The organism is Nonomuraea sp. NPDC026600, assembly GCF_040638335.1.
Lineage (GTDB): Bacteria > Actinomycetota > Actinomycetes > Streptosporangiales > Streptosporangiaceae > Nonomuraea.
In genome coordinates this window covers 1-23365 of the sequence record NZ_JBEZYD010000017.1, presented here as the reverse complement: position 1 = coordinate 23365, position 23365 = coordinate 1, and the positions used below count along the sequence as shown (strand labels likewise).

Annotated in this window: 18 protein-coding genes and 1 pseudogene; 8 read left to right on the top strand and 11 right to left on the bottom strand. The window is 60.9% G+C overall.

Going from position 1 to position 23365, the window contains the following annotated elements:
* Positions 1-153: 153 nt before the first annotated feature.
* Positions 154-369, bottom strand: coding sequence for a hypothetical protein (locus AB0F17_RS33005; protein ID WP_358031035.1), 216 nt, complete (start codon positions 367-369; stop codon positions 154-156).
* A gap of 137 nt (positions 370-506) precedes the next feature.
* Here AB0F17_RS33005 and AB0F17_RS33000 point away from each other — a divergent pair, with 137 nt between their 5' ends.
* Positions 507-1835, top strand: a complete 1329-nt coding sequence (locus AB0F17_RS33000; protein WP_358031033.1) for a serine/threonine-protein kinase — start codon at positions 507-509, stop codon at positions 1833-1835.
* Positions 1836-1865: 30 nt separating this feature from the next.
* Positions 1866-3224: a DNA methyltransferase gene (locus AB0F17_RS32995; protein ID WP_358031031.1), complete on the top strand. Its 1359-nt coding sequence runs from the start codon at positions 1866-1868 to the stop codon at positions 3222-3224.
* A gap of 19 nt (positions 3225-3243) precedes the next feature.
* Here AB0F17_RS32995 and AB0F17_RS32990 read toward each other — a convergent pair whose 3' ends face one another.
* The 8 genes from AB0F17_RS32990 to AB0F17_RS32955 form a co-directional block, all read right to left on the bottom strand.
* Positions 3244-4239 (bottom strand): hypothetical protein, encoded by a 996-nt coding sequence (locus AB0F17_RS32990; protein ID WP_358031030.1) that lies wholly within the window; start codon positions 4237-4239, stop codon positions 3244-3246.
* Positions 4240-4257: 18 nt separating this feature from the next.
* Positions 4258-6633, bottom strand: coding sequence for a hypothetical protein (locus tag AB0F17_RS32985; protein WP_358031028.1), 2376 nt, complete (start codon positions 6631-6633; stop codon positions 4258-4260).
* A 677-nt stretch (positions 6634-7310) separates the two neighbouring features.
* The gene (locus AB0F17_RS32980) at positions 7311-8687 is read right to left on the bottom strand and encodes a tyrosine-type recombinase/integrase (protein WP_358031026.1); all 1377 of its coding nucleotides are present in this window, start codon (positions 8685-8687) and stop codon (positions 7311-7313) included.
* On the bottom strand, positions 8687-8884 hold the full coding sequence (locus tag AB0F17_RS32975; RefSeq protein ID WP_358031025.1) for a helix-turn-helix domain-containing protein: 198 nt from the start codon (positions 8882-8884) through the stop codon (positions 8687-8689). The genes AB0F17_RS32980 and AB0F17_RS32975 overlap by 1 nt, the downstream gene beginning before the upstream one ends.
* A 12-nt stretch (positions 8885-8896) precedes the next feature.
* Entirely contained in the window at positions 8897-10459 is a 1563-nt protein-coding gene (locus AB0F17_RS32970; protein WP_358031023.1) for a YfjI family protein, read from the bottom strand.
* Positions 10456-11352, bottom strand: a complete 897-nt coding sequence (locus tag AB0F17_RS32965; RefSeq protein WP_358031021.1) for a bifunctional DNA primase/polymerase — start codon at positions 11350-11352, stop codon at positions 10456-10458. Before AB0F17_RS32965 ends, AB0F17_RS32970 begins: the two co-directional genes overlap by 4 nt.
* A gap of 41 nt (positions 11353-11393) precedes the next feature.
* A complete protein-coding gene (locus tag AB0F17_RS32960) occupies positions 11394-11612 on the bottom strand; it encodes a hypothetical protein (protein ID WP_358031019.1) in 219 nt (72 codons plus the stop codon).
* A 140-nt stretch (positions 11613-11752) separates the two neighbouring features.
* The gene (locus AB0F17_RS32955; RefSeq protein WP_358031374.1) at positions 11753-12295 is read right to left on the bottom strand and encodes a hypothetical protein; all 543 of its coding nucleotides are present in this window, start codon (positions 12293-12295) and stop codon (positions 11753-11755) included.
* Between AB0F17_RS32955 and AB0F17_RS32950 the strand changes: the two are divergent.
* From AB0F17_RS32950 to AB0F17_RS32940, 3 genes and pseudogenes are all read left to right on the top strand, one after another.
* Positions 12291-12584: pseudogene (locus AB0F17_RS32950) on the top strand (transposase family protein); the annotation flags it as partial. The gene AB0F17_RS32955 and the pseudogene AB0F17_RS32950 sit on opposite strands and share 5 nt — an antisense overlap.
* Positions 12585-13100: 516 nt before the next feature.
* Positions 13101-13487 carry a DUF6444 domain-containing protein gene (locus AB0F17_RS32945; protein ID WP_358031017.1) on the top strand — a complete coding sequence of 129 codons (387 nt, stop codon included), beginning with the start codon at positions 13101-13103 and terminating at the stop codon, positions 13485-13487.
* Entirely contained in the window at positions 13388-14587 is a 1200-nt protein-coding gene (locus AB0F17_RS32940; protein WP_358031358.1) for an IS66 family transposase, read from the top strand. Before AB0F17_RS32945 ends, AB0F17_RS32940 begins: the two co-directional genes overlap by 100 nt.
* 1060 nt (positions 14588-15647) lie before the next feature.
* On the opposite strand, the gene AB0F17_RS32935 is transcribed toward AB0F17_RS32940, so the two are convergent.
* Both AB0F17_RS32935 and AB0F17_RS32930 read right to left on the bottom strand, forming a co-directional pair.
* The gene (locus tag AB0F17_RS32935; protein WP_358031015.1) at positions 15648-17105 is read right to left on the bottom strand and encodes a ThiF family adenylyltransferase; all 1458 of its coding nucleotides are present in this window, start codon (positions 17103-17105) and stop codon (positions 15648-15650) included.
* Positions 17106-17136: 31 nt separating this feature from the next.
* The gene (locus AB0F17_RS32930; protein WP_358031356.1) at positions 17137-17544 is read right to left on the bottom strand and encodes an E2/UBC family protein; all 408 of its coding nucleotides are present in this window, start codon (positions 17542-17544) and stop codon (positions 17137-17139) included.
* A gap of 847 nt (positions 17545-18391) precedes the next feature.
* Here AB0F17_RS32930 and AB0F17_RS32925 point away from each other — a divergent pair.
* The 3 genes from AB0F17_RS32925 (at position 18392) to AB0F17_RS32915 (ending at position 21908) form a co-directional block, all read left to right on the top strand.
* On the top strand, positions 18392-18760 hold the full coding sequence (locus tag AB0F17_RS32925) for a transposase (protein ID WP_358031013.1): 369 nt from the start codon (positions 18392-18394) through the stop codon (positions 18758-18760).
* Positions 18757-19680: an IS3 family transposase gene (locus tag AB0F17_RS32920; RefSeq protein WP_358031011.1), complete on the top strand. Its 924-nt coding sequence runs from the start codon at positions 18757-18759 to the stop codon at positions 19678-19680. Before AB0F17_RS32925 ends, AB0F17_RS32920 begins: the two co-directional genes overlap by 4 nt.
* A gap of 956 nt (positions 19681-20636) precedes the next feature.
* Complete coding sequence (locus AB0F17_RS32915) at positions 20637-21908, top strand: hypothetical protein (RefSeq protein ID WP_358031008.1); 1272 nt, start codon at positions 20637-20639, stop codon at positions 21906-21908.
* The last annotated feature ends 1457 nt before the right edge of the window (positions 21909-23365 follow it).

Below are 23365 nucleotides of genomic sequence, written 5' to 3'. Positions count from 1 at the left end.
CCAGCGGAAACGCGGTGACGGGCCTCTCGCTTTGTGTCCGGCGGTTCACGATCGTCAACGGCGGACTACGGTCGTCCACGGCCAATACGCGGCCAAGTTTTCGGAAGCATCGTGTCCCACTGCGCCCGACACGATGATCGATGGCGCGCCTCCTTATTGAGCATGTGTGGTGGTCAGCAGGTCGAGCTGTTGACCTTCCTTCTCAGAGGGAGCAGTCGCCCATGCCCGGATGATCGAGACCGTGGTCAGGTCCGTGTGTGTGGTGGTGCAGATGCGTCGGCGTGTGGAGATGTAGCTGTCGGCAGTGCTGTCACCTAAGCTCGGATGGCCAAGCCGCAGGCGGTAATGAGCGAAGTAAGCGATCGTCACGACCCCTAGCACAATTGGTCACATATCGTGTTTGTTTGCCTACTTACGGAGACGGTGGGGAGGAACGCCTGTAACTACGCCACGACACGCTCAAATCACTGCCCGCGCCGTATCGGCGGACAGTACGCTCCTGTGCCATGGCCCCAGGCGAAGGCAAAGTGCCGCACAAGGAGCGGTATGCCCTCGACCCTAAGCCTCTAGGACGAGGCGGCTTCGCCGAGGTCTTTCGAGCAACTCGACGGACCGACGGCCTAGAAGTGGCTCTAAAACGGCCCCGAAGAGTCTCCGGGGCCGTCGACCGGCTGAGACGAGAGATAGAAGTACAGCGCGGTCTCGCGCATCCGAACATCATGCCCATATGGGATGCAGATCCCGGGGGTAGTTGGTTCACGATGCCCATCGCGGAGGGCAACCTTGAGGCGCTACGAGACGACCTAGATGAAGACGATCTTTCATCCATCCTCCTCCATGTAGCTGACGCCTTGGAGGTAGCGCACAGTGATCGACTGATACACCGAGACATTTCACCGGGCAACATTTTGGCCCTGCCTTCGTCTGGCAACAGAGGCCGGCGCTGGGTAGTCGCAGACTGGGGACTGGTTCGGCGGCCAGCTAAGGGGTCTTCCACACCTCTAACCCGGGTGGGTCAAGGTATGGGCACCGAGGGGTTTGCCGCTCCGGAGATCTGGCAGGACGCAACGCAGGCAACAGAAGCGGCTGACGTGTACAGCCTTGGGCGAGTCGCCGCTTGGTTCCTCACCCGGACCCGCCCTAGAGCTGATGTCATGCTCCTACCAGACGGCGATCACCAGCATTGGAGAAGTTTCATCCGTGCATGCACGGAATCGGACCTTGATCGACGCCTTGCCACGATGGGAGAGCTGCGCGCCCGGTTGAGCAACGTATTCGCTCTCCAAGATGAGACTCCAGCTGTACGGGCACGTAGGCTTGTCGAAGAGATCGTCTTGGGGGGAGGGGCTCAGCAGTTAGTCGCTCTTGTCACCTTGGCAAGCGACCATGAAGGGGATACTGCGATCTTCATCGACCATCTAGCGAGAGTCCCCAGCGCGCAGCTCAGGACATGGGTCCTCTCCTCATCAGAGCAGGCAGCAAATCTAGCCTGCACGATGGCACGACACGTCTGTAGCAGCCCGTGGGAGGACCGAGATCTCGAGTATGTCGGAACACCCCTTGCCTTCGTGTACACCGTGCTCCAAGCCCTTGTGGAGGCTGGTCAGGTCGGGCTCGCGGAGGATGTTGCGGAGGACTTCTTTGCTGCAGAGGTCAAGTGGAGGCACGAACCTCAGAGGCTCCGCACAGTTGAGTGGCTCGCTGACCTTGATGGCGCAGCGGCTGACGCCATGGCCCGCGCCATCCGTGGACGTAACAGCATCCAGGACTACTACCGTCAGTCGGCTACGTGGACATGCCGCTCCGCGCACCTAGCGAAGATCCTGAAAGTCTGATTGCTCAGCCAACACCGTGGTGGTGCGGGCATGCGCCGTGGTGGAATGAGTGACATGCAAGTCCTTCAGCCACCAGAGGCTCCAGGTGACACATCGGAACCGTCGGAGTTCAGCCCCGCTTCCGGTATCGGCCGAAGCCACGGGACCAGCGGCAGGGCCCCTTTCGACCGTTGGTTCCGCTACCCTGCTGGCTTCGCCTCCGACTATGCCGCAACCCTACTAGGGCATCTCAATGTCTCACCAGGACAAGTGGTCGTAGACCCCTTCGCGGGCTCAGGGGTGACGGGCACGGCTGCGCAACAGCTAGGTATGCGCTTCTTCGGCATCGAAGCTCACCCAGTTATAGCGGAGCTTGCCGCACTGAAGCTCCAATCTCCGCCAGGTGATCCCGCTCAGTTGATAGAAGCCGGAAACAACCTAGCATCCAGCGTAGCTAAAGAGCTTAAGAGTAAGTCGCAAGGTGCGACTATCTCCCTTGAGCCAGATTTGGTGCAGAGGTCTTTTTCCGAGTCCACTCTCGGAGAGCTACTCATCTTGCGAGAGCTCATCAAATCTGAAACCCAGGGCGCCTGGAGCCCTTATGCCAAATGGGCTCTGCTCGGTAGCCTACGAGACTTGGCCGCCGTCCAAGTAGGTTGGCCCTACCAACGCCCTGGACGGCGAAGGAAAGCTCGATATGAAAGCGTGCTAGCGCGATTTCAGCAACGCCTGTCGTGGATTGCAGAGGATCTCGCTATGCAGCGAGAAATAGATGCAACATCAATGGTCTTGGCCGGCGATGCGCGGGACGCGAAATTCTGGCAAAAGGCTCCGATGGAGGTATCGCACGGCTGTGTATCGTCACCGCCCTATCTAAATAACTTCGACTACGCTGATGCGACCCGCCTAGAGTTGTATTTCTGGGGGGAAGCTACTTCGTGGGCGGAGATGGTCAGAACGGTCAGGTCAGATATGATCACGGCTACAACGCAGCAGAGCAGTGTCCCCGCGGCGCGCACCGCTAGTGACATGCTCGCCTCTTTAGGGTCGACTTCATCAAAAATCTCAACAATAGTTGAAGCGCTTACCGAAGAGCGGAAGGCCCGTCCTCGAGGCAAAGAGTACGACAGAGTCATACCGGAATACTTTTCCGCCATAGCTAAGGTGCTCGAAAATCTAGCTTCATCACTTGCTCCAGGCGCCTGCGCTGCTTGGTTGATTGGAGATAGCGCACCCTATGGTGTTTACATAGACACTCCCGCACTGATTGGTGAGATTGCAGAAAACTTCGGCCTATGTCAAGAAAAAGACATCACCTTGCGGCATAGGGGAAATAGGTGGGCAACAAACGCCACTCGGCACAAAGTTCTACTATCCGAAAGGCTTCTTCTGATGCGACGATGCCCTTGATCTCCTAGGGACAGTCTTCCTATGCACTTCGTGATCTGCTCCGTGTCTCCGAAAAGGCATTAAGCAGGTCACGTCGCAACACTGCGGTGTCGCCAGAACGCTCGAAAACCATTGAGCGATTGGCGAGCTTCCCGGCCTCAGCATGGAAAGCTTGAACGAGCCTATCGAATCCCTTACCAAGAGCCTCTTCCGTCAGAGACGTTCGTCGTGCGAGATCTTTAGCTAGAAAGTCGACGACTTCGTGCCTGTAGTTTTCTGGCACATAGACAAGATCGCCGTCCGCTCGGGCTTTCTTATCAATAGCGAGCCGATGAGCAAGTCGTCGGCTTGCCTCTGTTAGCTGATAGCCACTACGAAGCCTTAGTTCTGCCTTAGACCGTCCGCGACCAGTAGCGATCGACTCGGCAAATTCGCTCGCAGATCTAAACAGCGCATCGTTTACCTGCTCGCCGCTTGCCTCATCGTGCAGCCTCACCATTGCCCGCTCTGGGGCTGTTGACCTGTTCACGAGTATGACTAGGACAACACCTACGGATATTGCTTGAAGGACCTCAGCGCCATGGCCTGCACGTAGGGCGATCACTTGGGTGAGTCGTTGTAGCGACCATCGGCGATAAGCAGCTAGGGCGCGCCTTTCTGCCTCAAGGATTGTTTGAGCATCTAGAACAACGTATCCCTGCTCAAACGTCTTTGCTGAAAATATTTCTAGAAGTATCCGTGCCTCAAGTCCTACTATTCTGCGGTTGTCCCCCACATCGACAAAGACAGGAGGCCCATACCTGTCGGCAATCCTACGCACACCTGGAGGGGTGAGAGGTATATTTGCCAGTCGTTCTCTCAATCGGTGTCCGCGGGCTACAGGATCGAATAGCTCCCGCAACTTCGTCAGGTCGGCATCGAAGCTGGCTGCTGATTCTCCGTATGTCAGACTCCATAGTTCCGACAACACATGTAGAAGGTCCTTGGTCTCGGACTCAGTTAGCACGTTTGGGATACCGAAAATCTCATCAGGCATGTTGTGCATCAGTTACCTTTAATGGTTCAAGAGCCTCTCGACGAAGTAACCACGTGCTTCAAGTTGACGGATCTTCAAAGACATCTCTTCGTCTGGATCCTCGATTATCTCACGCCGGAAACTGAGGGGGAGGACTACAACTATCTGGTCGTTGGGGTACTGGGCAGATCTATCGGTGAGGTAAGTAGCCAGTCGATGTAGACGGTCAGCATCAATAAAAGCGCCGAATTCGTCGATCGCTATAAGTCGATTTTCCGCTGATGCCGGACTTGGCGAGTCGAGTTGTGCCAGTCGGGCTCGGGTGAAAGCCATCACTTGTTCCCCGCTGGAGAAAGCAGAGAGAGGGCGTGTCTGCCGTAGATTCCCAGCCGTCCAGGAGAGCTGCATGCCGACGAGATCCAGGTGTAGGTCCTGCGCGCCTGGGAACAGGGCTTCACGCACCTCTTCGTGCTCGAACCAATCCGTAACTTCGCGTGACAGCCATTGGCGCACGGACTCAGACCATGTTCCATCAGTTGGATTGCTCCCTCTGAATCGCGCAGACAAATCGCGTAGGGCTTGCGAAATACCCGGCGCTGTTGCTCCAGAGGCACGCAGAGTCTCCCGCGCGTTTTCTATCATGCGGCCGAGCGATGTTAGTTTGGCAATTTGGTCACTGACGGATTCGTGGGCAAGAGGCAAATTATCCTCGCCTATACGTCTGAGCCAACCAAGATCCGGGCGATTATGAATGGCAGCAACAACCGTCGACAGATTGCGTTGCTGCTCTTCGACGCTCTTCTGCAGCTCTTGTGCTTTTGCAACGGCCTGCGCAGCCGCTAGCTCTTGTCGATGCAGAAGTTCTTTGGTCTTAGTCAGTCGCCCGTGAACTCTGGATGCCTCTACGTCCAGGTCCTTGCACAGTTGAAGAAGGCGTGCGGAAAGTGCTGCTTCACTTTGCCCACCCCCAAGGAGGCTACGCGCGTGATGGAGCCGGGCCTTTCGTGCTTCGTAGTCGCGGTGTCGCTCTTCTAGGGCATTACGTGACGCCAATAGGTCATTGAGCGAGTTTGCGGTACGTGTCGGTAGTTTTTCGGCTGCAGCTCGAAAACGGTCCTCAGCTTTATCGCGATCTTGTTCGGCCTCCTTCATTGTTTCCTGCGCCTTGGCAATCGCATCCAAAACACCTAGCTCCCGGCGTGCCTGAGATATTTGGCTAACCAACCTCTCTTCAGTTGCTGAAGGGGCGCGCTCGTTAACCGCAGCTCGTTGTTCTATTAGAACAGCCTTTAATGCGTCGATTGTTAGCGCTGAAGAAGTATGTGGGGGACCGAGGATAATCTCGCGCCCTATATCAGCCGAGCCAGCTTGGTCTAGTCGATCGATGACATCATCTAGTAGTGCAAGAACTAGGGGGGTCGAGTGTATTCGTGGCTGCAGTGATACCAGCTGCGCGAGCCGCGAAACGGCTTGTTCCCGAAGTTGACCCAGATGCGAGATATCTAGGTCTAATTGTGCCTGTGCCACGAGTTCATGAAGAGCGGTTCGAGCAAGAGTTAGCTTGGTGTTCTGGCGGACTAGTTGTCGTTCCGCATTCTGGAAAGCCTTCTGAGCGGTCGAATCCTTCGTTTCGCGCTCTGCTGCTGTTCTGATCTCCGCTTCGAGAGAGTCCCGTTCTATGCTGATTTGAGTGATGGCCTGGTCTATTGCGGAGAGTTGCTCGTCAAGCTCAGGTCCATGCCCGCGTACTTCAGCGAGCCGCTTCGAGATCACGACAGCCTCTTGCAACCCATCAACCAAGCGCCGGGTGGCGTGCGTTCGCTCATAGAGATCTTCGGCAGCTTTTAGCGCTGATTGTAGAAGCTCGATTCTGTCAGGCAAAGCTTTGATTGACGGCATGGCCAGAAGGCTCTGTAGTTCCTCCAGCTTTACGTCCGCGTTGCTTTGTCTGGATTTCGCATATGGAATCGCTCGATCGATCGTATCGGCTGCGCGCTCCGCACGGGAGATGAGAGTGTCAGTAAAAGATTCATTGGCTACTATGCGCTCGACGGCTAGCAGACTTTGGACATCACTGAGCCGAGCCGGTCGACCATCGATGCGAATGGCGCCGACGGTATCTGAGAGCGGTTCCGGGAAGGCCGGCCATCGAGTCGGATCGATAATCCACTCTATGTTGTTAGCACCTTTGATGTTCGAGACATGAATTGTGCCACTAACGAGCTGCTCGCGGAATGTCTTCCAAGATGCCCGATCCTCGACATATGGTTGAGTTCCCGTAACCAACTGGAGGAGGCGAATCGCCGTACTCTTCCCAATGCCATTATGGCCCTCAAGGCGGCACAGTTTAATGTCTGGAATGTCTTCGATGATACGAAGGCCACGACGACAGTCCGTGCTAAGCGTGAAGTGCATTAAGGAGCAGCCCTTCTAGCAAGTCATCGTCGTTGTAATCAGCGTTATAGAGTAGATCTATCACTGCAATCTGATTGCTATTAACTAGTTGTGCGCCTTTTTCGGTTTGGATTATCGACTTGAGTGCATCAAAGAGTGGCACATCTGGTGGCAAGGTCAAGGCTACTCTCCATAGGACCGTCGGTCTGGCCGACCAGCCGATGTGCAAGCCACTTTAATCCTCTAGACGGGCTTGTGCAGAGGTGTCCGTGGGACAGGGGACGGCCATGATGTGGGAGCCGCTTAGCCAACGATATTCCTCTTGCGTCGTCGCACAGATCAAGATGCGAAGCATGGGCTCCTCCTGTCACACCTCATGCCAGGGTGACAGGCTTCGACTGCTTTCTGCTAGAGCGGCTACGGTCAAGGTCCACACTTCCCGCTTCGGCTTCCGTTGCACTGGCGGCGTTGGCCGCGACCGGCTGGCTAGCTGCAGCGCGGCAGACGACCGCCGACGTGCCGCCGTCTCGGCACGTCCTTGAAGCCGTCGAGGAGCCGAACCCTCAAGCATCACTGAAGGTAGATTGGGCGTTGCGGGGCAGGGGCCAGTTGTTCGGCTCAAGTGGGGAGCCGATGCCGCCTACCGCCCGTGTGGAAGCGTTAGGCCCCTGGCCAACTGGTGGAAGGGCGGTCGAGGTTCAGGGCTTGGTTGCGTCCCATATACGTCGCATGGCGTCAACTTGCTGGCCGTGGATGCACTTGGCGTACACGCGTAGCAAGACGTTGACACTGTGGCCTGCCCACTCCGCGACCTGGGGCGCGGGAACGCCCGCGTTGAGCCACGTGGACACGCAGGCGTGCCGTAGGTCGTAGGGCACGATCATGAGAGGCGACTTGATCTCTGCTGCAGTGAACGCCTCTGCGCGGGCCTCATGGAAGACCTTTAGATAGGCCCGATCCGTCATGAGGCCGCCACGGGGGCCAATGAAGATTCGGCCGTCGGGGCCGGTGCCGTATCTGTGGATGTGCTTGCGAAGCATCGCGCCGAGTTCTGGATGTATGGGCACGGAGCGGGTCTCGCCTTCTGCTCGGTGTTTGAGCGCACGGCGCTCGCGAACCTTTCCGCTGTCGGTCCAGCGGCTGCCGGCGCGTGGCTCCGCGTGAGTGAGGCGCAGTTCGCCCCAACCGTTTTCTGGGAGGCTGACGAGATGCTCCTGCCGTAGGTCGACCACCTCTTCCGGCCGAAGGGCTGCGAAGTACATGCAGCCGAAGAACGCCTTCATGCGCTGGCCTCGCGCGCCCTGCCGCTGGACGGCAGTGAGGAAGCGTCGTGCCTGTTCGACGTTGATCACGACGCGTGGGTCAATGCTGCTGAGCGTGCGTGGCTTCGTCCACTTCACCGTCTTGAGGGGGTTGGAGGACAGAACGCCGATCTCCACGGCGTACTCCATGGCGTTGTTGATGCTCATGCGCTTGCGGTTCGCCGTGTTCGCGGCGGCGGTCCTGCCGTCCTTGGTACGGCTGATCCGATCGAGCACACCGCGTGTGAGGAGGGCTCCCTTGCCGGGTTCCTCGAATGTCGTCATGGGCATCGTGTTCGTTTCCAGCCACCGCAGTGCCGTCGCGAACTCGGCCGGCGGTTCTGCCGCGCTCCGTACACGTTCGCTGTATGCCCAGCGGAGGGCGGCGCGTTGAGTGTCGGTGTCTGGCCCGCCGTTTTCCTTGGTCAGTAGGGCTTCTGTGGCGTCGGTGAGGGCCTCGGCAATGCCCCGGCGGTGGTTGGGAGAGGCGTATCGCCACTTGGCCTCTACGTAGGACAACGTGAAGGTGAACCACGTAAGGACGGTTTCCTCGCGCTGCCAGGAGATAGGGCGTCCTGTTGCGACGCTGAACGCCTCGCCTTGCCGAGCAGCCGTCATGAGCTGGGCGCGGAAGCTCTCGGCGTGGGCCAGGGTGCGGAAGGGCTCCTTCCGCTCGCGGCCTTCCACGATCCACCGGACGGTGTGGGTGGTGACCCTGCTGCCCTTGTACGTTTTGATCGCCCAGAAGCGGACGCTGTACGTGATTTTGCCCATCAGGCGGCGTCCTCTCGCGCGTTCAGCCAGCGGTCGAGTTCGGAGCGGCGGATGCGCAGTTCGCGGTTGGCGAGGGTGATGCAGCGCGGTCCCTGCCTTTTGGCGCGCCAGTCGTAGAAGGTGGATCGGGCGATCTTGAGTTCGGCGCAGACCTCGGCGACGGTGAGCTTTTCGTCGGTGCGGGTTGTTGTCTTCAAGGGCGGTCCTTCTCAGGCGGAGTGCTGGTGGAGGCTGGGATGGACGGCATACGCAGGGGAAGGCCGCCGGCCGGGGCCGGTGCGCGGCGGTTCGGGCTCGCGGCGGATCCAGCCGAGCTGTTCCAACAGATCGAGCGGTGTCTCCAGCTCGCCCACCTTGCGGAAGCGGTTGCGCGGCAGGGCGGTGAAGGCTTCGCGGACGGTGAAGCGGGCCGTGCCGGTGCGGTGGAGCCAGGCGTGGACGGTGCGGGCGGCTTCGAGGTCTGGGTCGGCGCCCATGGCGTCGAAGGTGGCGAGCGCGTGGGCGATGAAGTACTGGCCGATGGTGATGGCGGCGTTGACGGTGTTGGCGGTGATCGGGTGGCGCCACCCGTCTTCGACGCGGGCGGCGAGGTGGATAAGGCCGGCGATGCGCATGACGGCGCCGTCGAATTTGCCTGCCCAGTCGGTGATGTGGCCGAGGTCGCCGGAGTCTGGGCGCAGGCGGCGTTCGGTGGTGCGGCGGTGTTCAGTGAAGATTTCGGCGGCCTCGGGGGCCAAGACGAGGCGGGCGGGGTCGTCCCAGGCGTGCATGTCGATGGTGAGGCGTTGCAGGTTGGTGTCGTAGCGGGCGGCGATGTGGTCGGGAACGGTGGGTGACTCGACGTTGCGGTAGCCGACGTTGCTTTTCGGCAGGCTGTAGAGGATGCGGCCAAGCAGGCCCTTGCCGCGGAAGCCGGGCATGGTGGCGATGTCGGAGACGATTTCGGGCTGGACGGCCAGGCCCATGGTCAGGACGGCTTGGTCGACGCGTTCGCTGCGGCCTCGCCGGTCGACGATGAGCGGGTCTCCGGCGTGGCCCTTGAGGAACAGGTCCAGGTTGGGTGCGCCGGAGTAGCGGCCGGCGAGGGTGGCGAAGATGCCGCCCTCGGCGGATAGGACGGCCAGGCGTCCGCCTTGTTCGACGAGGATGGTTGAGGCGGTCTCCGGTGTGACGTCGTCGGCGATGAGCCGGGGCTTGACCGGTACCTTGATGCCTTCGACGGCCAGGGCCGCGCTCTGCGCCTCCACGATGGCTTCCGTGGCCGCCTCGCCGCGCGCCGAGCTGGCAGCGCGGGCGGCCTTCTCGGCGAGGTCCTCGGCCAGGCGGCGGGCGACTTCGGCCTCGGTGATCTGCGGGCCGACCTTGCTGAGCAGGACGCTTTCGGCGTGAAGCAGTGGCGTGGTCATGGCACGGAAGACGGCGGACTTGCGTGAGCCGGGTGGCATGGCGACCAGGACGAACAGGTTCACCGGCTCAACCCAGGAGCCGCGGACGTTGACCACCGCGCGCCCTCCGGCGGCGGTGGACAGCGCGGCCAGGGCGACGCAGCCCGCCAGGTCGAGGGGCGTCTGTGTCTCCTCCGCCACAGCGCTGATGTGGTCGGCGACCCAGGCCGGGAGTACGTGGACCGGGAAGGAGGGAAGTTCTCCGCGCTGGCCGAGAGGCGCGGGCGCTTCCCATGGTGCGGGTGTGTTGTGCAGGTCGGTGAGCTGCTGGGCAGCGCCGAGACTGCTCAGAATGTTCTCGGCGGTGGGGCGTCCGTTGGCGGTCAAGCGGCTGACCTCCTTGGACGGCGTAGGCCGCTGTCGAGCCCGGAGCGGACGGTGTTGAACGCCTCGCGGAAGTCGAGCCCGATGGCCTCGGCGGCATTGTGGAGACATGCCTCGGCGAGGTTGCGCGGGAGCAGGCTGGCGGCGATGAGCTGCCCCAGAGCGAACGCGGCGAGGTTGAGGGTGTCGTTGCGGGTACCGGGGACGGCGTCCAGGACTCGTTCGACTTCGCCGCGCAGTGCCGCCAGGGCGTATCCGGCTGCCCGGTGTCCGCCGCTGGCGGCCAATACAGCCCCCGCAGACGTGCTGGACGTGGACGGTGGGGGAGAGTTGAGGCGCTCGGTGAGCCAGGTCGGGAGCACGGGCGGAGTTTGGTCGTGCAGGACGTCGTAGGAGCCGCTGCCGTCCGGCAGGGTGACGTGGCTGCCAGGGGCGACGACGTAGCCGCCCTGCGCCCGAGTGTCGATTTTCCAGCCGAGCTTGCCCGCGCTGTTGCGCAGGTCGGTGTCGGCCGGTGCGGTGAAGTAGAGGTGGGTGCCGCCGCGTCGGGTGGCGACCATGAAGGTCTCCAGCGGGAGCGGCTGGCCGGCTTGCTCGCAGAGCGAGGCCAGGACGTCCGCGCCGTCGTTGATGCCGGGCTTCGCCCAGTTGGCGGGCGGGCGCTCGTCGGGCTTGGGTACGTCGAGGTCGAGGACGACGAGGTTGGACGGACCGCAGGCGATGCCGATGTTGAACGGGCCGCGGGCCCACATGTGGCGGATGAGTGTGGTGTCGGTGGTGGCGTGCCGTTCCCACGCGGTGAAGCCGGGCAGCGGGCGCTTGTCGTTCGGAGTAAGCGGGAAGACGTGCCAGCCGCGGGCGACGGCGGCCAGGGCGTAGCGGGTGAGGTCGTGCATGTGGCTCTCCTGAGAGGTGATGCCGTGGGTGCTGGGCGGCATCAGCGGTTGCCGTCGTGGTGGAGGCGGCGGGCGTAGACGTAGAGCTGCCAGCCGAGGCGGGGCCGCTTGCCGGTGCCGTTGCAGGCGCGGCAGGTGCGGTTCTTGCCGCCGGGGCGGCATCGGGTGCAGCGGCCCCAGGGCCACGCCAGGCAGACGATGATGTAACTGAGAGTGATGAACGGTAGGCAGGCTGCTAGAAGGGCGATGACAGTAGCCATGAGGGCCTCCAGGGCCGTTTCCAGGGTTTCCACAGGTCGATGTCTAGGCGCTAGAGCCCAGGTAGAACACCATTTCGGGCTCTAGGGGAGCCTCTAGACCTAGAGGGGCATGCCTCTAGGTCTAGAGGCGCTCGACGGGGCTACGACGCTTTGCCTTTGTCGCGCTGGGTGACTGCAGTGACTATGTCGTCACGGGTGATGCCGATGCGGTTGGCGCCCTTGCCGCCGCCCTCCGGCGTGCCCCACACCTGCAAGGTGCGGATGCCGTACGGCTTGAGCACGGTGGTGAGCTGGGCTGTCTTCGCGCCGCCCTCCAGCGCCGCCCACGGGCCGTAGATGTCGGGCCGCAGCTCGGCCAGGCGATCCACGATGACCTCGTTCCACACCTTGGCCTCGGACGGCGGGACCACCGCCCGGATGTCGGCCAGCAGGTCGTAGCTAGGCGCGGTCTGCTCGGCTGTCTCGCCGAGGGCGTACCCGGACAGCGTGCCTGCCGCCTTGCGAAGCGCGTAGGCGCGGTCGGCGATGAGTTGAGTGTCCGGGGTGTTGAGGTAGGCGGCCTTGACCACCTTGGGCATCGGGGTCGCGCCGACCAGGTAGCCGGTGCCCGCGTCCTTCTCCGGAACGAACACCGTGGCGCGGGAACCGACTGTCCGCCGACCTGGGGTTTCAGATGGCCGCATACAGCATCCTGCCGCGCTGGAGGCGGCCGGGATCATCACCCTGGCAGACAAGGCGTATCAGGGAGCCGAAGGTCCGGTGCTCACTCCGTATAAGGGCAAGAACAAGCCTGAACCCCAGAAGCAGGCCAACCGTGCCCACGCAAAGCTTCGGGGGCCCGGTGAACGAGCGAACGTCCAGCTGAAGAGCTGGAAGATCCTGCGCAAGCTACGCTGCAGCCCGAGCAAGGCTGGCCACCTCTGCAAGGCCATCGCCGTCCTCCAGAACCACCGAGCTGCGCAGGCAGCGTGAGGATGAAAAGCGTTCACTGGAGGAGGGGCCCGAGTGGGACGGTGGCGAGAATTGAGCTGTTGGTGAAAGGGAAATCGTGAATGGCGACCCTCCCCCGGTCACTTTGATGGTGCGGCAGGCCGTCCGACGCCATTATTTCGCCTCGGTGAGCTGCCTGAGGCGCTGGTGGAGACGGGCCAATGAGGTTGCGTCTGCGGGCAGAGGCTCCCTTGGAACCCCTCGTGCGCTGAACATGTGGGACCGGTATGACTCGCTGGCTGTCGGCGGAGACGGGTAGGTCCTTGGGAGGCTTGCTGCTGCCCGCGCGGGTCCTCCGTGCGAGACCGGCCCCCAGGCCGCATGCTCGCGCGGGACGGGCCGCGCGGGCGCGGCGGCGTAGCCGCCGCCTTGATTCCTACAGGGGCTATTCGGCAATACACGTAAGCATTCACGTCGTGTACAGGGTGTAGTAGTCCGAGTGGTTACGTAACTGTCCGTCACTTTGATGAATCTGGTCATGGGTGATGTGATCTTCAGGTGTCCGGCCTGGAGGAGCTGTCCCGCGGGGAGCTGATCGCTCTGACGCGCGAGCTCATGGCCGAGAACACCGCGCTGAAGGCGGAGGTAGCCGAGCTTCGGGCCGAGAACGCTGCGTTGCGCGAGCGGGTGGCCAAGCTGGAGCGGCTGGTCTCGCGTAACAGCGGCAACTCCGGGATGCCGCCCTCGGTCGATGACCTTCCCGGCCGTAAGCGGCCGAAGGACCGCATGCCTGGCAGCATCGCCGGGCGCAGGCCGGCAAGCAGCCCGGCGCCGAAGGCAAGGCGCTGGCCTGGTCGGACGAGGTCGCCGATGGGGACATCGTCGAGCACTATCCGCACGGTCCGTGCGGGTGCGGGGCCGATCTCGGACAGGCGGCCGATCTAGGGGTGACGGCCCGGCACCCGCAGATCGAGATCCCGCTGGTGGTGGCCCGCCGCCTGCAGCATCACCTGCACTCGGTGGCCTGCCGGTGCGGCCGGGTGCACACCGCGACGCGGCCGGCGGGGGTACCCGCAGCGCCGGTCAGCCTCGGGGTGAATCTGCAGGCGTGGTGCGTGTATCTGCTGGTCGTTCACGCGATTCCGGTGCACCGGGTCGCCGAGCTGGTGGCCTCGCTGACCGGTGCGGAGCCGTCGGCGGGGTTCGTGCACGCTTTGATCAGCCGGGCCGCCGGCGCGGTCGCATCCGCGAATGCGCGGATCCGGACGCTGCTCACTCTCGCCTACGTGGTGTGCTGCGACGAGACGCCGATCCGGGTGGGGCCGAAGAAGGCCAAGAAGTACCTCCTGGTGGCCTGCAACCAGCTGCTGACCTGGTACATGCTCGGCGGGCGCGACATGGCCACCTTCAAGCGGTTCGTGCTGGCCGACCTGGCCGGCGTCGTGGTGCACGACCGCTACCAGAACTACGACGCCACCGACCTGGGTACGCGCGATCATCAACTGTGTGTCGCGCACCTGCTACGCGATCTTGAAGACTGCGCCGAGACCCATCCCGATGTCCGCTGGCCCCGGCAACTCCAGATGGCGCTGCGCGGCCTGGTCCACGCCGCCAACCTCGCCCGCGCCCAGGCCAGGGACGCGATCGCGCCGGGCACCCTGGCAATGTTCGTGAAGATGTTCCGCGGCGGAGTCGCTGTCGGCCTGTCACAGGTCAAGCGCCTGCCCGGCCCGGCCAAGACCGTCACCCAGCCGGCCGGCCGCGTGCTGCTGGAGGTGCTGCGCGACCGTGCGGGCGACGTCCTGCGTTTCGCCTATGACCTGCGGATCCCACCCACGAACAACCAGGCCGAGCGGGACCTGCGACCAGCGAAAACTCAGCAAAAGATCTCTGGCAGGCTCCGCTCGGAGAAGGCTACCGAGCACCGGTACACCGTACGCGGCTACCTGTCCACCGCGCTCAAACACGGCCTTGACGTCATGACCGTCCTGCGCGATGCCCTCCTCGGCAACCTCTGGATGCCACCCGACCCGGTCACCACCTGACGTTCCGGAGCCGGCCGCACCCTCGCACAATTCTGAACGATCACACAGCGCGATCAACAGAACCCGACATGCGCTGGACGTGAATGCTTACCAATACACGCTGTGCTTGTCTGTCCCGTCACGCTTGTGGGGGTCGGGTCCCACATGAAGGATCTCCCTAGTGGCCGGAGGCCAGGTGTCAACCATGATCGTCAGTTTCGAATCGCTGTCCTTGTCCGCGATCATGCTGTGTCCAGACAGCTCCTGATGGATAAAAAACGGCTCACTGAGAGTACTTGTTGCTGCCCGATCTTGCGCCCCCGGCTCCGACGATCGGACGTGGTTATTTTAGTCGCTTTACAACAAGGTCGGTGTAGACTACTTCATTATGGCCTTCATAGGTTCCATTGTAGGCATAAAGCGCTACGCCACCCTCATCCTCCAAGTGGACATGCCTGTTTTTGGCCACCACCTTGCCATTCACGCTCAACGTAACGCGAGCACCTTTGATTTTCATTTTAAGCACGTTAATAGCTCCCTCTCCCCTATTGATGGCGGAGCTGCGCCGGAAGCGGACTTCGCTGCTATCGTAATAGCATCGATAGGCTTTCCATCTTCCGTCCCCTCTGATTATGTAGCAGTAGCCCCTAAAAACCAATCCATAAGTTGCAGCTTTGGGCCCATCGATCCATCTAGCAGTCACTGAAACTGTCGCGTCCCCAAAATTCCCTGAACTGAGTGTGCACGTACCCGTATCTTGCGCAAAGTGATAGCCATCGCTCTCAAAGTTGCAGCTGGAACCATCAGGCCACCCCGCGGCGTGGTTGTCGCTAGTCAGAGGATCCTGAAAGAGAACATCCGGATCCTGCGTAATGGGCCCCGGTGACGTTGAGACCTTCCCGGATATGTTAATGGCGACGACATAAATGAATACTGCTGCGATAGCCAAGCCAAAGATTATCTTCCAGGGGAACTGGCGCGTGCGCTGACGCGGATAAGGCAGGTGATTTCTTTCGCGTTGCCTTATTCTCCGAAAGCTAGGGCTATGTGGAATTCGTTCAGGCACCCGCCTCCGCCCCCTTCAGCGAGCTATAGAGGGAGGAGGCTTCCCCGCGCTAGCGATAGGGACGTGAATAGGGGCAAGATCACCGACGCCCTGAACGCCATCTACGCCACAAGTGGGGCACGCCTTATAGTCTTTTATAGATACTGCTATCACATTGCGCTTGATGGCATCATAAATGTTCAGCGGAATCACGGGAATCAGTTCAGACAGGTTCAAAAGGTAAGCTATTTCCGCTACTTGGAGGGACGCGACAACCCCGTTCAGAAATACAACCGACGGCGCAACTTGCTGTGTACCATAACCGTGTTCACGTTCATATCCTCGAATATCTGGAGGTGCCAGTTCGAAGGCAGCTTTGGAGGCATCGATGAAGCCTCGGCACTCCAAGCATCCGGTACCTGGGATTACTACGTGAACCTGTCCTCCCATAGCAAAGGATCGCTTGACTCCGGATAGCCGGATACCAGTGCCGGCGTCGATCAACGGGAGCAGGTAGCGTATCGCCAAGTGATTTAGAATCAGACGGGCGCCATGATTATCAACGCAACCCATAAGTAGATCGCAATCCTTAGCATAGTTCAGAGCCTCTTCTGAAGCGATAGAGGAATCCACGGCGGCGATCTGCGTTCCAGGCGCAATGGCGCCAATTAGGTCTCTATATACTTCCACTTTCTTGCGTCCTATGTCAGTAGATTTCGCACCCATCAGTCTATTCAAATTGCTCTTTTCTACGCAATCCGGATCGATCAACACAAGCCTCCCAATGCCAAGGTAGGCAAGCTCCAGTGCCACGAAGGAGCCCAGCCCGCCGAGTCCTACGACGGCAATGGCGGCTCTCGAGAGCATGCGTTGGCCCTCTCCGCCGAATAGCAGTTCTTGGCGTTGATGGCGTTCTTCAACGGATCCTGCATGGTAATTCCCGTTGAAGCCACTTGTGGTGGGTATGGAGGTAATAGCTCGATTGTTCGCGCCACGCCCTAGCACATAAATATTTGTCACCGGTACAATAGAATTGGTTGAGCGTTCATATACATGTGCATCTAGACTTTCCTGGCCGATTACCATGGACGCATACATAGCTACGTCAGGCAGGAACCCGGACGTAGGAGGCATTGTTCTGCGATCGTTGCGCCAGTCAATGGAACTGAATGTAGTCCCACGGCCGCTTGCGAACGGATGGGAATGAACCTCGATCAGACTCCATCCATCTCGTCGACACCGGGCTAGCATGCTTGCCACGTATTCCATACGTGGCGCTATGGCTGCGGGCGATTGCCGGAAAAGATGTTCTGGTTTTGCAGTATGAATCTCATGTGCGAGAATTCTGATACGACTGTCAGACCTATTAATCCCTGCGATAACAAAGGCCATCTGCTCGTCTACGAGATGATCCGACCCGTCTTTCGGCGCCCGTAGTAGGTGGCGATTCAGCTCATCCCACAAGCCAACCGGAAAAACAATTTCTATGGACACGGGATTCTCCTAGATATTGCAGAAACGGAACTCATTCAACTGCAAGGTCTGGCGGGTTCCGCAAGACAGACCAGATTAGATTTGCGTAGGAGAGAAGATTGTGACCATTAGCGATATTTGTACTTGGACGCCATGGTCCTTGTAGATGCACACAGAAGTGCCCCCACCCGGCCGCTAGGTAATCTCTGTCGCTATCGCGTATAGGAGCTTCTACGAAGAAGTGTCCAATTTTCTTGCCCGTTTTGGTCCTCAGATCATGTTCTGTCCAGAACCATTCGGGGGCTACGGACGGATACCCCGGAGTGCCCCATGGGATATCAATCAGGATGGCAACCTGTCGCCTATCCCACCCCGGAGGGAGGGGAAAGCTAGGTATATGAATCCAGCTTGCGTCTTGGCTATCGAAGCTTACTTCGCCGTATCTCCGCCCAAGTAGCATCGCTTCTGACCTAAGCCTAGACAAGCGCAAGCGCTTTTCAAGGTCTGATGCCATGGCGTATCTCTCCTTAGCCGTCGCCTAGGCTATGCTGTGGGGAGATATTGTAATCAATTGCAGTGGAGGGGAGGACTTCGTCATCTCGAAGTAGGGAGTATTCGCCATTTTCGAAATAGGCCATCACCCCGTCATCTTGGCTAGCCCCTACTGTGTGCGCTTTGAGTTCGCGAGCTGTCGGTTGTGGGCTGCGCAAATCTACTACTTGTCCGTTGACGATAAATTGCCCCATGACTGACCCCTTCAATGAGCCGTGGCTCAGAGGAATGTTCCTATTCTGCTTCGCCATCGCAGTGTGCGTTAACGTGCGTGCACCTTTCTTATCGACTGCGGAGATATGGTGACGGCATTTATAGGCACAGGAACTTGCATTGGTTTCAGATTTCTGATCACCAAGGCTCTATACGGTCATCAAAATGATGATACGCCGCCAATATGCATGAATAGTAGGGCTCTCTGATATTTTTAGATTGTGTTGCAAAAAGGCGACTTGCTTTGGGGTCGCCCTTTGGGAGCCATGCGGGACGCATCAATGCACATTGCGGCGGCGTAGCCTTGTCTTTGTCAAGCGAGCCAAACTAACTCTGTTCGCTGGTGTAGTGGCGAGGATTGGGCTCAGCCTCCTACCCTCCAGGTCTCATGCCTCTGTTACCTGGAAGTGCGTGTACGTCGGGGTTGTGGGCCGGTAGCTTCACGGTGTGGCTGATGACGCTGAGCTGACGCGCTGGGTGGTGCACGGGGGAATGTGCTTCCCCTCATACCGTGGAGACCGAACCTGAGGTGAGGTTGGGTCATGGGAGTGATCAGGCGCAGGTTTGATCCGGAGTTTCGGGCGGGCGCGGTGCGTATCGTCAAGGAGACCGGTAAGCCCGTCTCGCATGTCGCGCGGGACCTTGGTATCAACGAGTACACGCTGCACAACTGGATGCAGATGGATCGGCATGCCAGCGGCCGGGTCGGTGGCAACGGCGGTGGGAGCGGGAAGCTGACGGAGTCCGAGCAGGAGGAACTGGCCCGGCTGCGGCGGGAGAAGGCCGAGCTTGCCCGGCAGCACGCCAAGGAGAAGGCGGCCTGGGAGAAGGAACGCGCCGAGCTGGAAGGCGAGCGTGATGTCCTCAAGCGTTCGGTGGTCTTGTGGGTCAAAGAGGCGATGGGCCGGTGAGCGTGGCGGCCTTCATCAGCTCCCAGAAGACCGACTTCGGCATCGACCACGTCATCTCCTGCCGCGCGTTAGGGGTGTCGCAGTCGTGGTTCTACAAGTGGAACAAGCGCGCTCCGACGGCCCGAGAGCAGCGACGGATCAGGCTGGATGAGGAGGTCAAGCGGCATTTCGAAGCGTCGGGCGGCACCTACGGTTCGCCTCGGATCACTCAAGATCTGCACGCGGAGGGCTGGAAGGTATCGGAGAACACGGTGGCTAAGCGGATGGTCGAGTTGGGCCTGGCCGGCCGCAAGCCGAAGAGGCCGCGCTCGCTGACCCGGCAGGGCAAGCGTCCGGCCGCGCCGGATCTGGTCGGCCGGAAGTTCACCGCGGTCGCTGCGGACGTGCTGTGGGTCGGCGACGGCACCATGATCGATACCGATGAGGGGCCGCTGTACCTGGCCACCGTCGAGGACCTGTTTTCCCGCCGTCTGCTCGGCTTTGCCATGTCGGAGCATCACGATGCGGCATTGACCGTCGCGTCGCTGCAGATGGCAGTAACCACCCGTGGTGGCGACGTGGATGGGGTGATCTTCCATTCCGATCGCGGGTCGGAGTACACCGCCGCCCGCTACCAGGCTGAATGTCGTCGGCATGGGGTGGTTCAGTCGATGGGCCGGGTGGGCTGCGCGCTGGACAACGCAGCCTCCGAGGCGTTCAACAGCACGCTCAAGGTCGAGTACGTCCACCGGCAGCGCTTCCGCACCCGGGCCGAGGTCCGTCTGAAGATCGCGACCTGGATCGCGGACTTCTACAACGTCAAGCGCAGGCACAGTGCCAACGATGGGCTGCCGCCTGTCAGAAGCCGTCTGAAGCTTGATCACGGCCAATACGCGGCCAAATTCGCTCTGCTGGCTACGAAAGCCGAGGTCAGGGCTTGATCGCGACGGGACTGTAAAACCGTCGGCTCAGCCTACGCAAGTTCGAACCTTGCACCTGCCACACGCAGTTAGCGCAGTTCAGAGGCCCTACGGGGCCTCTTCTGCGTTTCAGGGGTATGCGGCCGTAGGCCGCTCTGAGCCACCGTTTGTAGCTGGTCCCGGAATATATCCGGAATGGATCATGGCGTGTTTCCCCAAGTCGGACACCTTGATCCGGAACAGTCACGGAACGATCAGGCCCCGGCAACGCCGAAGGGCCCCGGAGGGTGATCCGGAGCCCGTTGGCCGGTCTTGACGAGATCTCAGGCCGCAAGCGCGTCCTCGATCCGCTGGTTGACGATTTCCTCCTGTCCGTCGATGCACTTGGCTTAGACGCGGAGCAGGACATCCACGGTTCGGTACGGCGACCGCCCCTGCCTCGACCACCTCGCCCGGGGAGTTGGTCTCCGGATTGGTCAGGTACGCCTGGCCTCGGCTGCGTTGAGGATGCCGTCACCACGTCGATTTGGGTCTTGACCGTTATCGTGCATCATGATCTTATTTTGCTCATCAATGACGGGCGATTTCACTGACGGTCAATCTCGTCGACGCCGATAGTGCAGCTTTAGGTCTGGACCGGAATTTTCTTCCTCCAAAGTTGCGGCGGGTCGGGGCCTGACGCTGCGGAAAGGGCGACCAGCATGTTGACACGCAGGCAGCTCGGGCTTGGGGCGCTCGCTACGAGTGCCTTGGCTGTCACTTCGACAGGTACGGCCCGCGCCGCGCGGGCAGTGGCCTACGACTACACGGCAAGGGCGACTTTCGACCAATTTGACCAGGTCTTCCATTCCAGTAATAGCGCAGGCCAGCCGACGGACACCAATGAGCGTGGTGGCCTCGCCTGGGGGCAGTCGTACGTTCTGCTGGGCCTCGCCCGTATGTACCGGGCCTACAGCGATACCCATTACCTGGACCGGATGATCGACAACATCGACCAGGTGCTGGCCAGTCGCGATTCCGTACGCGGCGTCACCGATCATCGAGGGCAGTCGCTGCCCGCGTGGCGTGCGCTGCACCCCTACACCGCAGGCATCGCCACGCTGAAGTCCGCTGACGGCCAGCCGGTACTGGAGGTGCGCAGCGCGCTGAGCTATGCCGACCTGACCGCGGTCACAGTGCGGGCCGGTAGCGTCTCTTACCGTTTCACTCTGGAGGTACTCAACAGCAGGACGGGCGCCACCGCCACGTTCGCGGACCTGTCAATGGACCCCGCGTCGACCAACTTCGTGGAGAAGCGCGTCCTGGCCGCCTACCCGACGCCGCCCCTGGTGACGGCGAAGGCTTTGGGGAGGGCGCTGCCGGCTCTGGGGGTGACACAATGCGTGTCCCCGCCGGTGATCTTCACGGTGCACACCGGGATGATCACCTACCCCATCGCAACGTTCGTGCGGCTGGTAAAGACCCGTCCGGAACTGGCGAGCAATTCGAGGTACCAGGCCAAAGCGCAAGAGTACCTTGAGGCCGTCCAGGCGGCCGTAGCCGTACACGATGCCGAATGGCGGGAGACCGCGGACCGTGGCGGGTATTTCGTGTGGAACAAAGGCACACCGCTCGCCTACGACGGTACGGCGCAGCCGAACAACCAGACCCTCGCGCTCGGCAAGACCTACGCCGAGCTCGCCATGGCCACCGGCGACCCGATCTACTCCGACCGGGTGCAGCGCCTGGCCAACACCTTTTCCCGCGAGCTCAAGCTGGACACCGCCGACAACGCCTACACCTGGTCGTACTGGCCGACATACGGTCGCACTTACCAGGGCTACACGGCGAGCCAGAACATCTCCGTGTACACCCCGTCGGGCACGGGCGCCAAGCAGATCGAAGACCTCAGCCACGGCGCCATCGACGTGGAGTTCGTCGCGGCCGCTCTGAGAAGCCGACTCGCCTTTTTGAGCCCCACCTGGGGCGCGAGGTTCGCACGCACCTACAGCAGGAATCTGGCCACCGCCGATCCGTCTGGTGTGCCGACCACATTCATGCGCGTGGACGGAACGGGCGGGCTCGCCCCGGAAGGGCAGTACACGCAGGCGCCACGCTGGATGCCGTTCGCCTTCCAGGATTCGAAGATATTCACGCACTCCGGGTCCATCTTCGCGGCCAGGGAGATCGGACCGCAGTTCGGCTCGTCACTGCTCGGAGTGGCCTACCTCAACTGGTACGCCCGCACCGGCGGCACGCAGGACTGGTAACACGGGAGGCCGTACTCCACTCGCGAGTATTAGCGCTGAGCCATGACAGCACGTGCTGGCCTGGGCATGCGCCGGTCAATGGGTACGGCGACGTCATGGCATGTTCCCCTGGTCGTGTCCTTGATCCGGAGTCGCCACGGCCAATGAGCGGCCAAGCTGAAGGGCTCCAGAGATGATCTAGGCTGGGCGCCTCGATCTACGACAGGTGGCGGCCCTCTTGCTTCCGTTACCGGCGATTCCCCCGCGCTGGGGGTTGTCCTTGTTGAACCTGGCGGCGCTGGCGGCTCCCGCTTCGCGTACCGCCTGGTGGTCTTCCCCGAAGAGCCGGCCTACTACTGAACGAGCTCTTTGAGTGGTGAGCCGCCGGTCTTTGCGGGTGTCGGCTGGCTGGTAGAGATCAACTGGGCAACTATGTCCGCAGAGTTGAACGGCTGGCTCACCGCGGTGATGGCGCTCGGTCTGAGTGTGACTCTCGCCCTTGGGATGGAGTCCGTTGGCATCGCCTGGACCGTGATACAGGTGCGCATCCTTGGAGTCAGTCAGATCCGCCGCCAACGATCCCATCATTCTCGCTTAATCATCTAAAGGTGCTAGGGCACGAAATACCGCCGGGCATGGATCCTGGTGGGTTCCATTCCGTAAGTGGTTGAGTAAGGCGTTGGGGTTCTCGCCGTCGCGGCTGAGCCGTGTACACGTCCGAAGGGCGGGCGAAGGCAGACGGGATTGATTTTTACTGCCGTCGATCGAACCGTCTCTGGGCAGAGCGTCGGAGAACGATGCGGCGTGGTCCGCTCTGCGGCCTCCGGTACGGGCAGCAGCTCCCCGCTGATCGGGGGCCCGGAACTCCCGCAGGTCTTCGGCGAACTGCGGATCGAATCACTTCCCTGAAAGCAGGACCTCCGTTCACCAATCCTCGACCGCGCGGAGTGATCGGTCTGACGAACCTGCTGGTCGCCATCCTGAACGCAGACAATGAGCCATTGTCTGTAACGGTCATTAGCTCTCTGTAGCGACGTCGGTTGCCTTGGCATGCCGCAGCCCGATGATCGGCAAACGTAAAGGTGAGGCAGACGGAGTGGCCGAGGGCCTGAAGAACGCGATGGCCGCTCTCCATACTCAGGTATGATCATCGACAAGCTTCTCCGCCGAGCTAATCATCTGGCACGCCTGTCGCCGGATTTCTGATGCACCGGTGGTATATCAAGCACCGCTATACGTCGTTGGATGTCTGACGCCTCAAGGCGTTCTTTCGCCGTGCCCTCTCAGCCGAAAGGTTCCTCTTATGGCCATGTCAAGTTTTGTTCGTTCCGCCGCGATGGCCCTCACAGGTCTGGCCCTGGTCACGACGGTCTCTGCCTGTGGGCAGGGCGATTTCAAAGTAGCCCGTCTGGGGGGATTGTCGCTTGGCGTCCGGATCGATCGTTGTTGCGCAGCGTGACGCCGAAACGAGGATGACC

Bases quoted from the DNA above. Each gene is read 5' to 3' on its own strand.
- AB0F17_RS33000 (WP_358031033.1), top strand. From the start codon at position 507: ATGGCCCCAGGCGAAGGCAAAGTGCCGCACAAGGAGCGGTATGCCCTC.
- AB0F17_RS32995 (WP_358031031.1), top strand. From the start codon at position 1,866: ATGCGCCGTGGTGGAATGAGTGACATGCAAGTCCTTCAGCCACCAGAG.
- AB0F17_RS32990 (WP_358031030.1), bottom strand. From the start codon at position 4,239: ATGCCTGATGAGATTTTCGGTATCCCAAACGTGCTAACTGAGTCCGAG.
- AB0F17_RS32985 (WP_358031028.1), bottom strand. From the start codon at position 6,633: ATGCACTTCACGCTTAGCACGGACTGTCGTCGTGGCCTTCGTATCATC.
- AB0F17_RS32980 (WP_358031026.1), bottom strand. From the start codon at position 8,687: ATGGGCAAAATCACGTACAGCGTCCGCTTCTGGGCGATCAAAACGTAC.
- AB0F17_RS32965 (WP_358031021.1), bottom strand. From the start codon at position 11,352: ATGCACGACCTCACCCGCTACGCCCTGGCCGCCGTCGCCCGCGGCTGG.
- AB0F17_RS32960 (WP_358031019.1), bottom strand. From the start codon at position 11,612: ATGGCTACTGTCATCGCCCTTCTAGCAGCCTGCCTACCGTTCATCACT.
- AB0F17_RS32955 (WP_358031374.1), bottom strand. From the start codon at position 12,295: ATGCGGCCATCTGAAACCCCAGGTCGGCGGACAGTCGGTTCCCGCGCC.
- AB0F17_RS32930 (WP_358031356.1), bottom strand. From the start codon at position 17,544: ATGCTACTTGGGCGGAGATACGGCGAAGTAAGCTTCGATAGCCAAGAC.
- AB0F17_RS32925 (WP_358031013.1), top strand. From the start codon at position 18,392: ATGGGAGTGATCAGGCGCAGGTTTGATCCGGAGTTTCGGGCGGGCGCG.
- AB0F17_RS32915 (WP_358031008.1), top strand. From the start codon at position 20,637: ATGATCGACAACATCGACCAGGTGCTGGCCAGTCGCGATTCCGTACGC.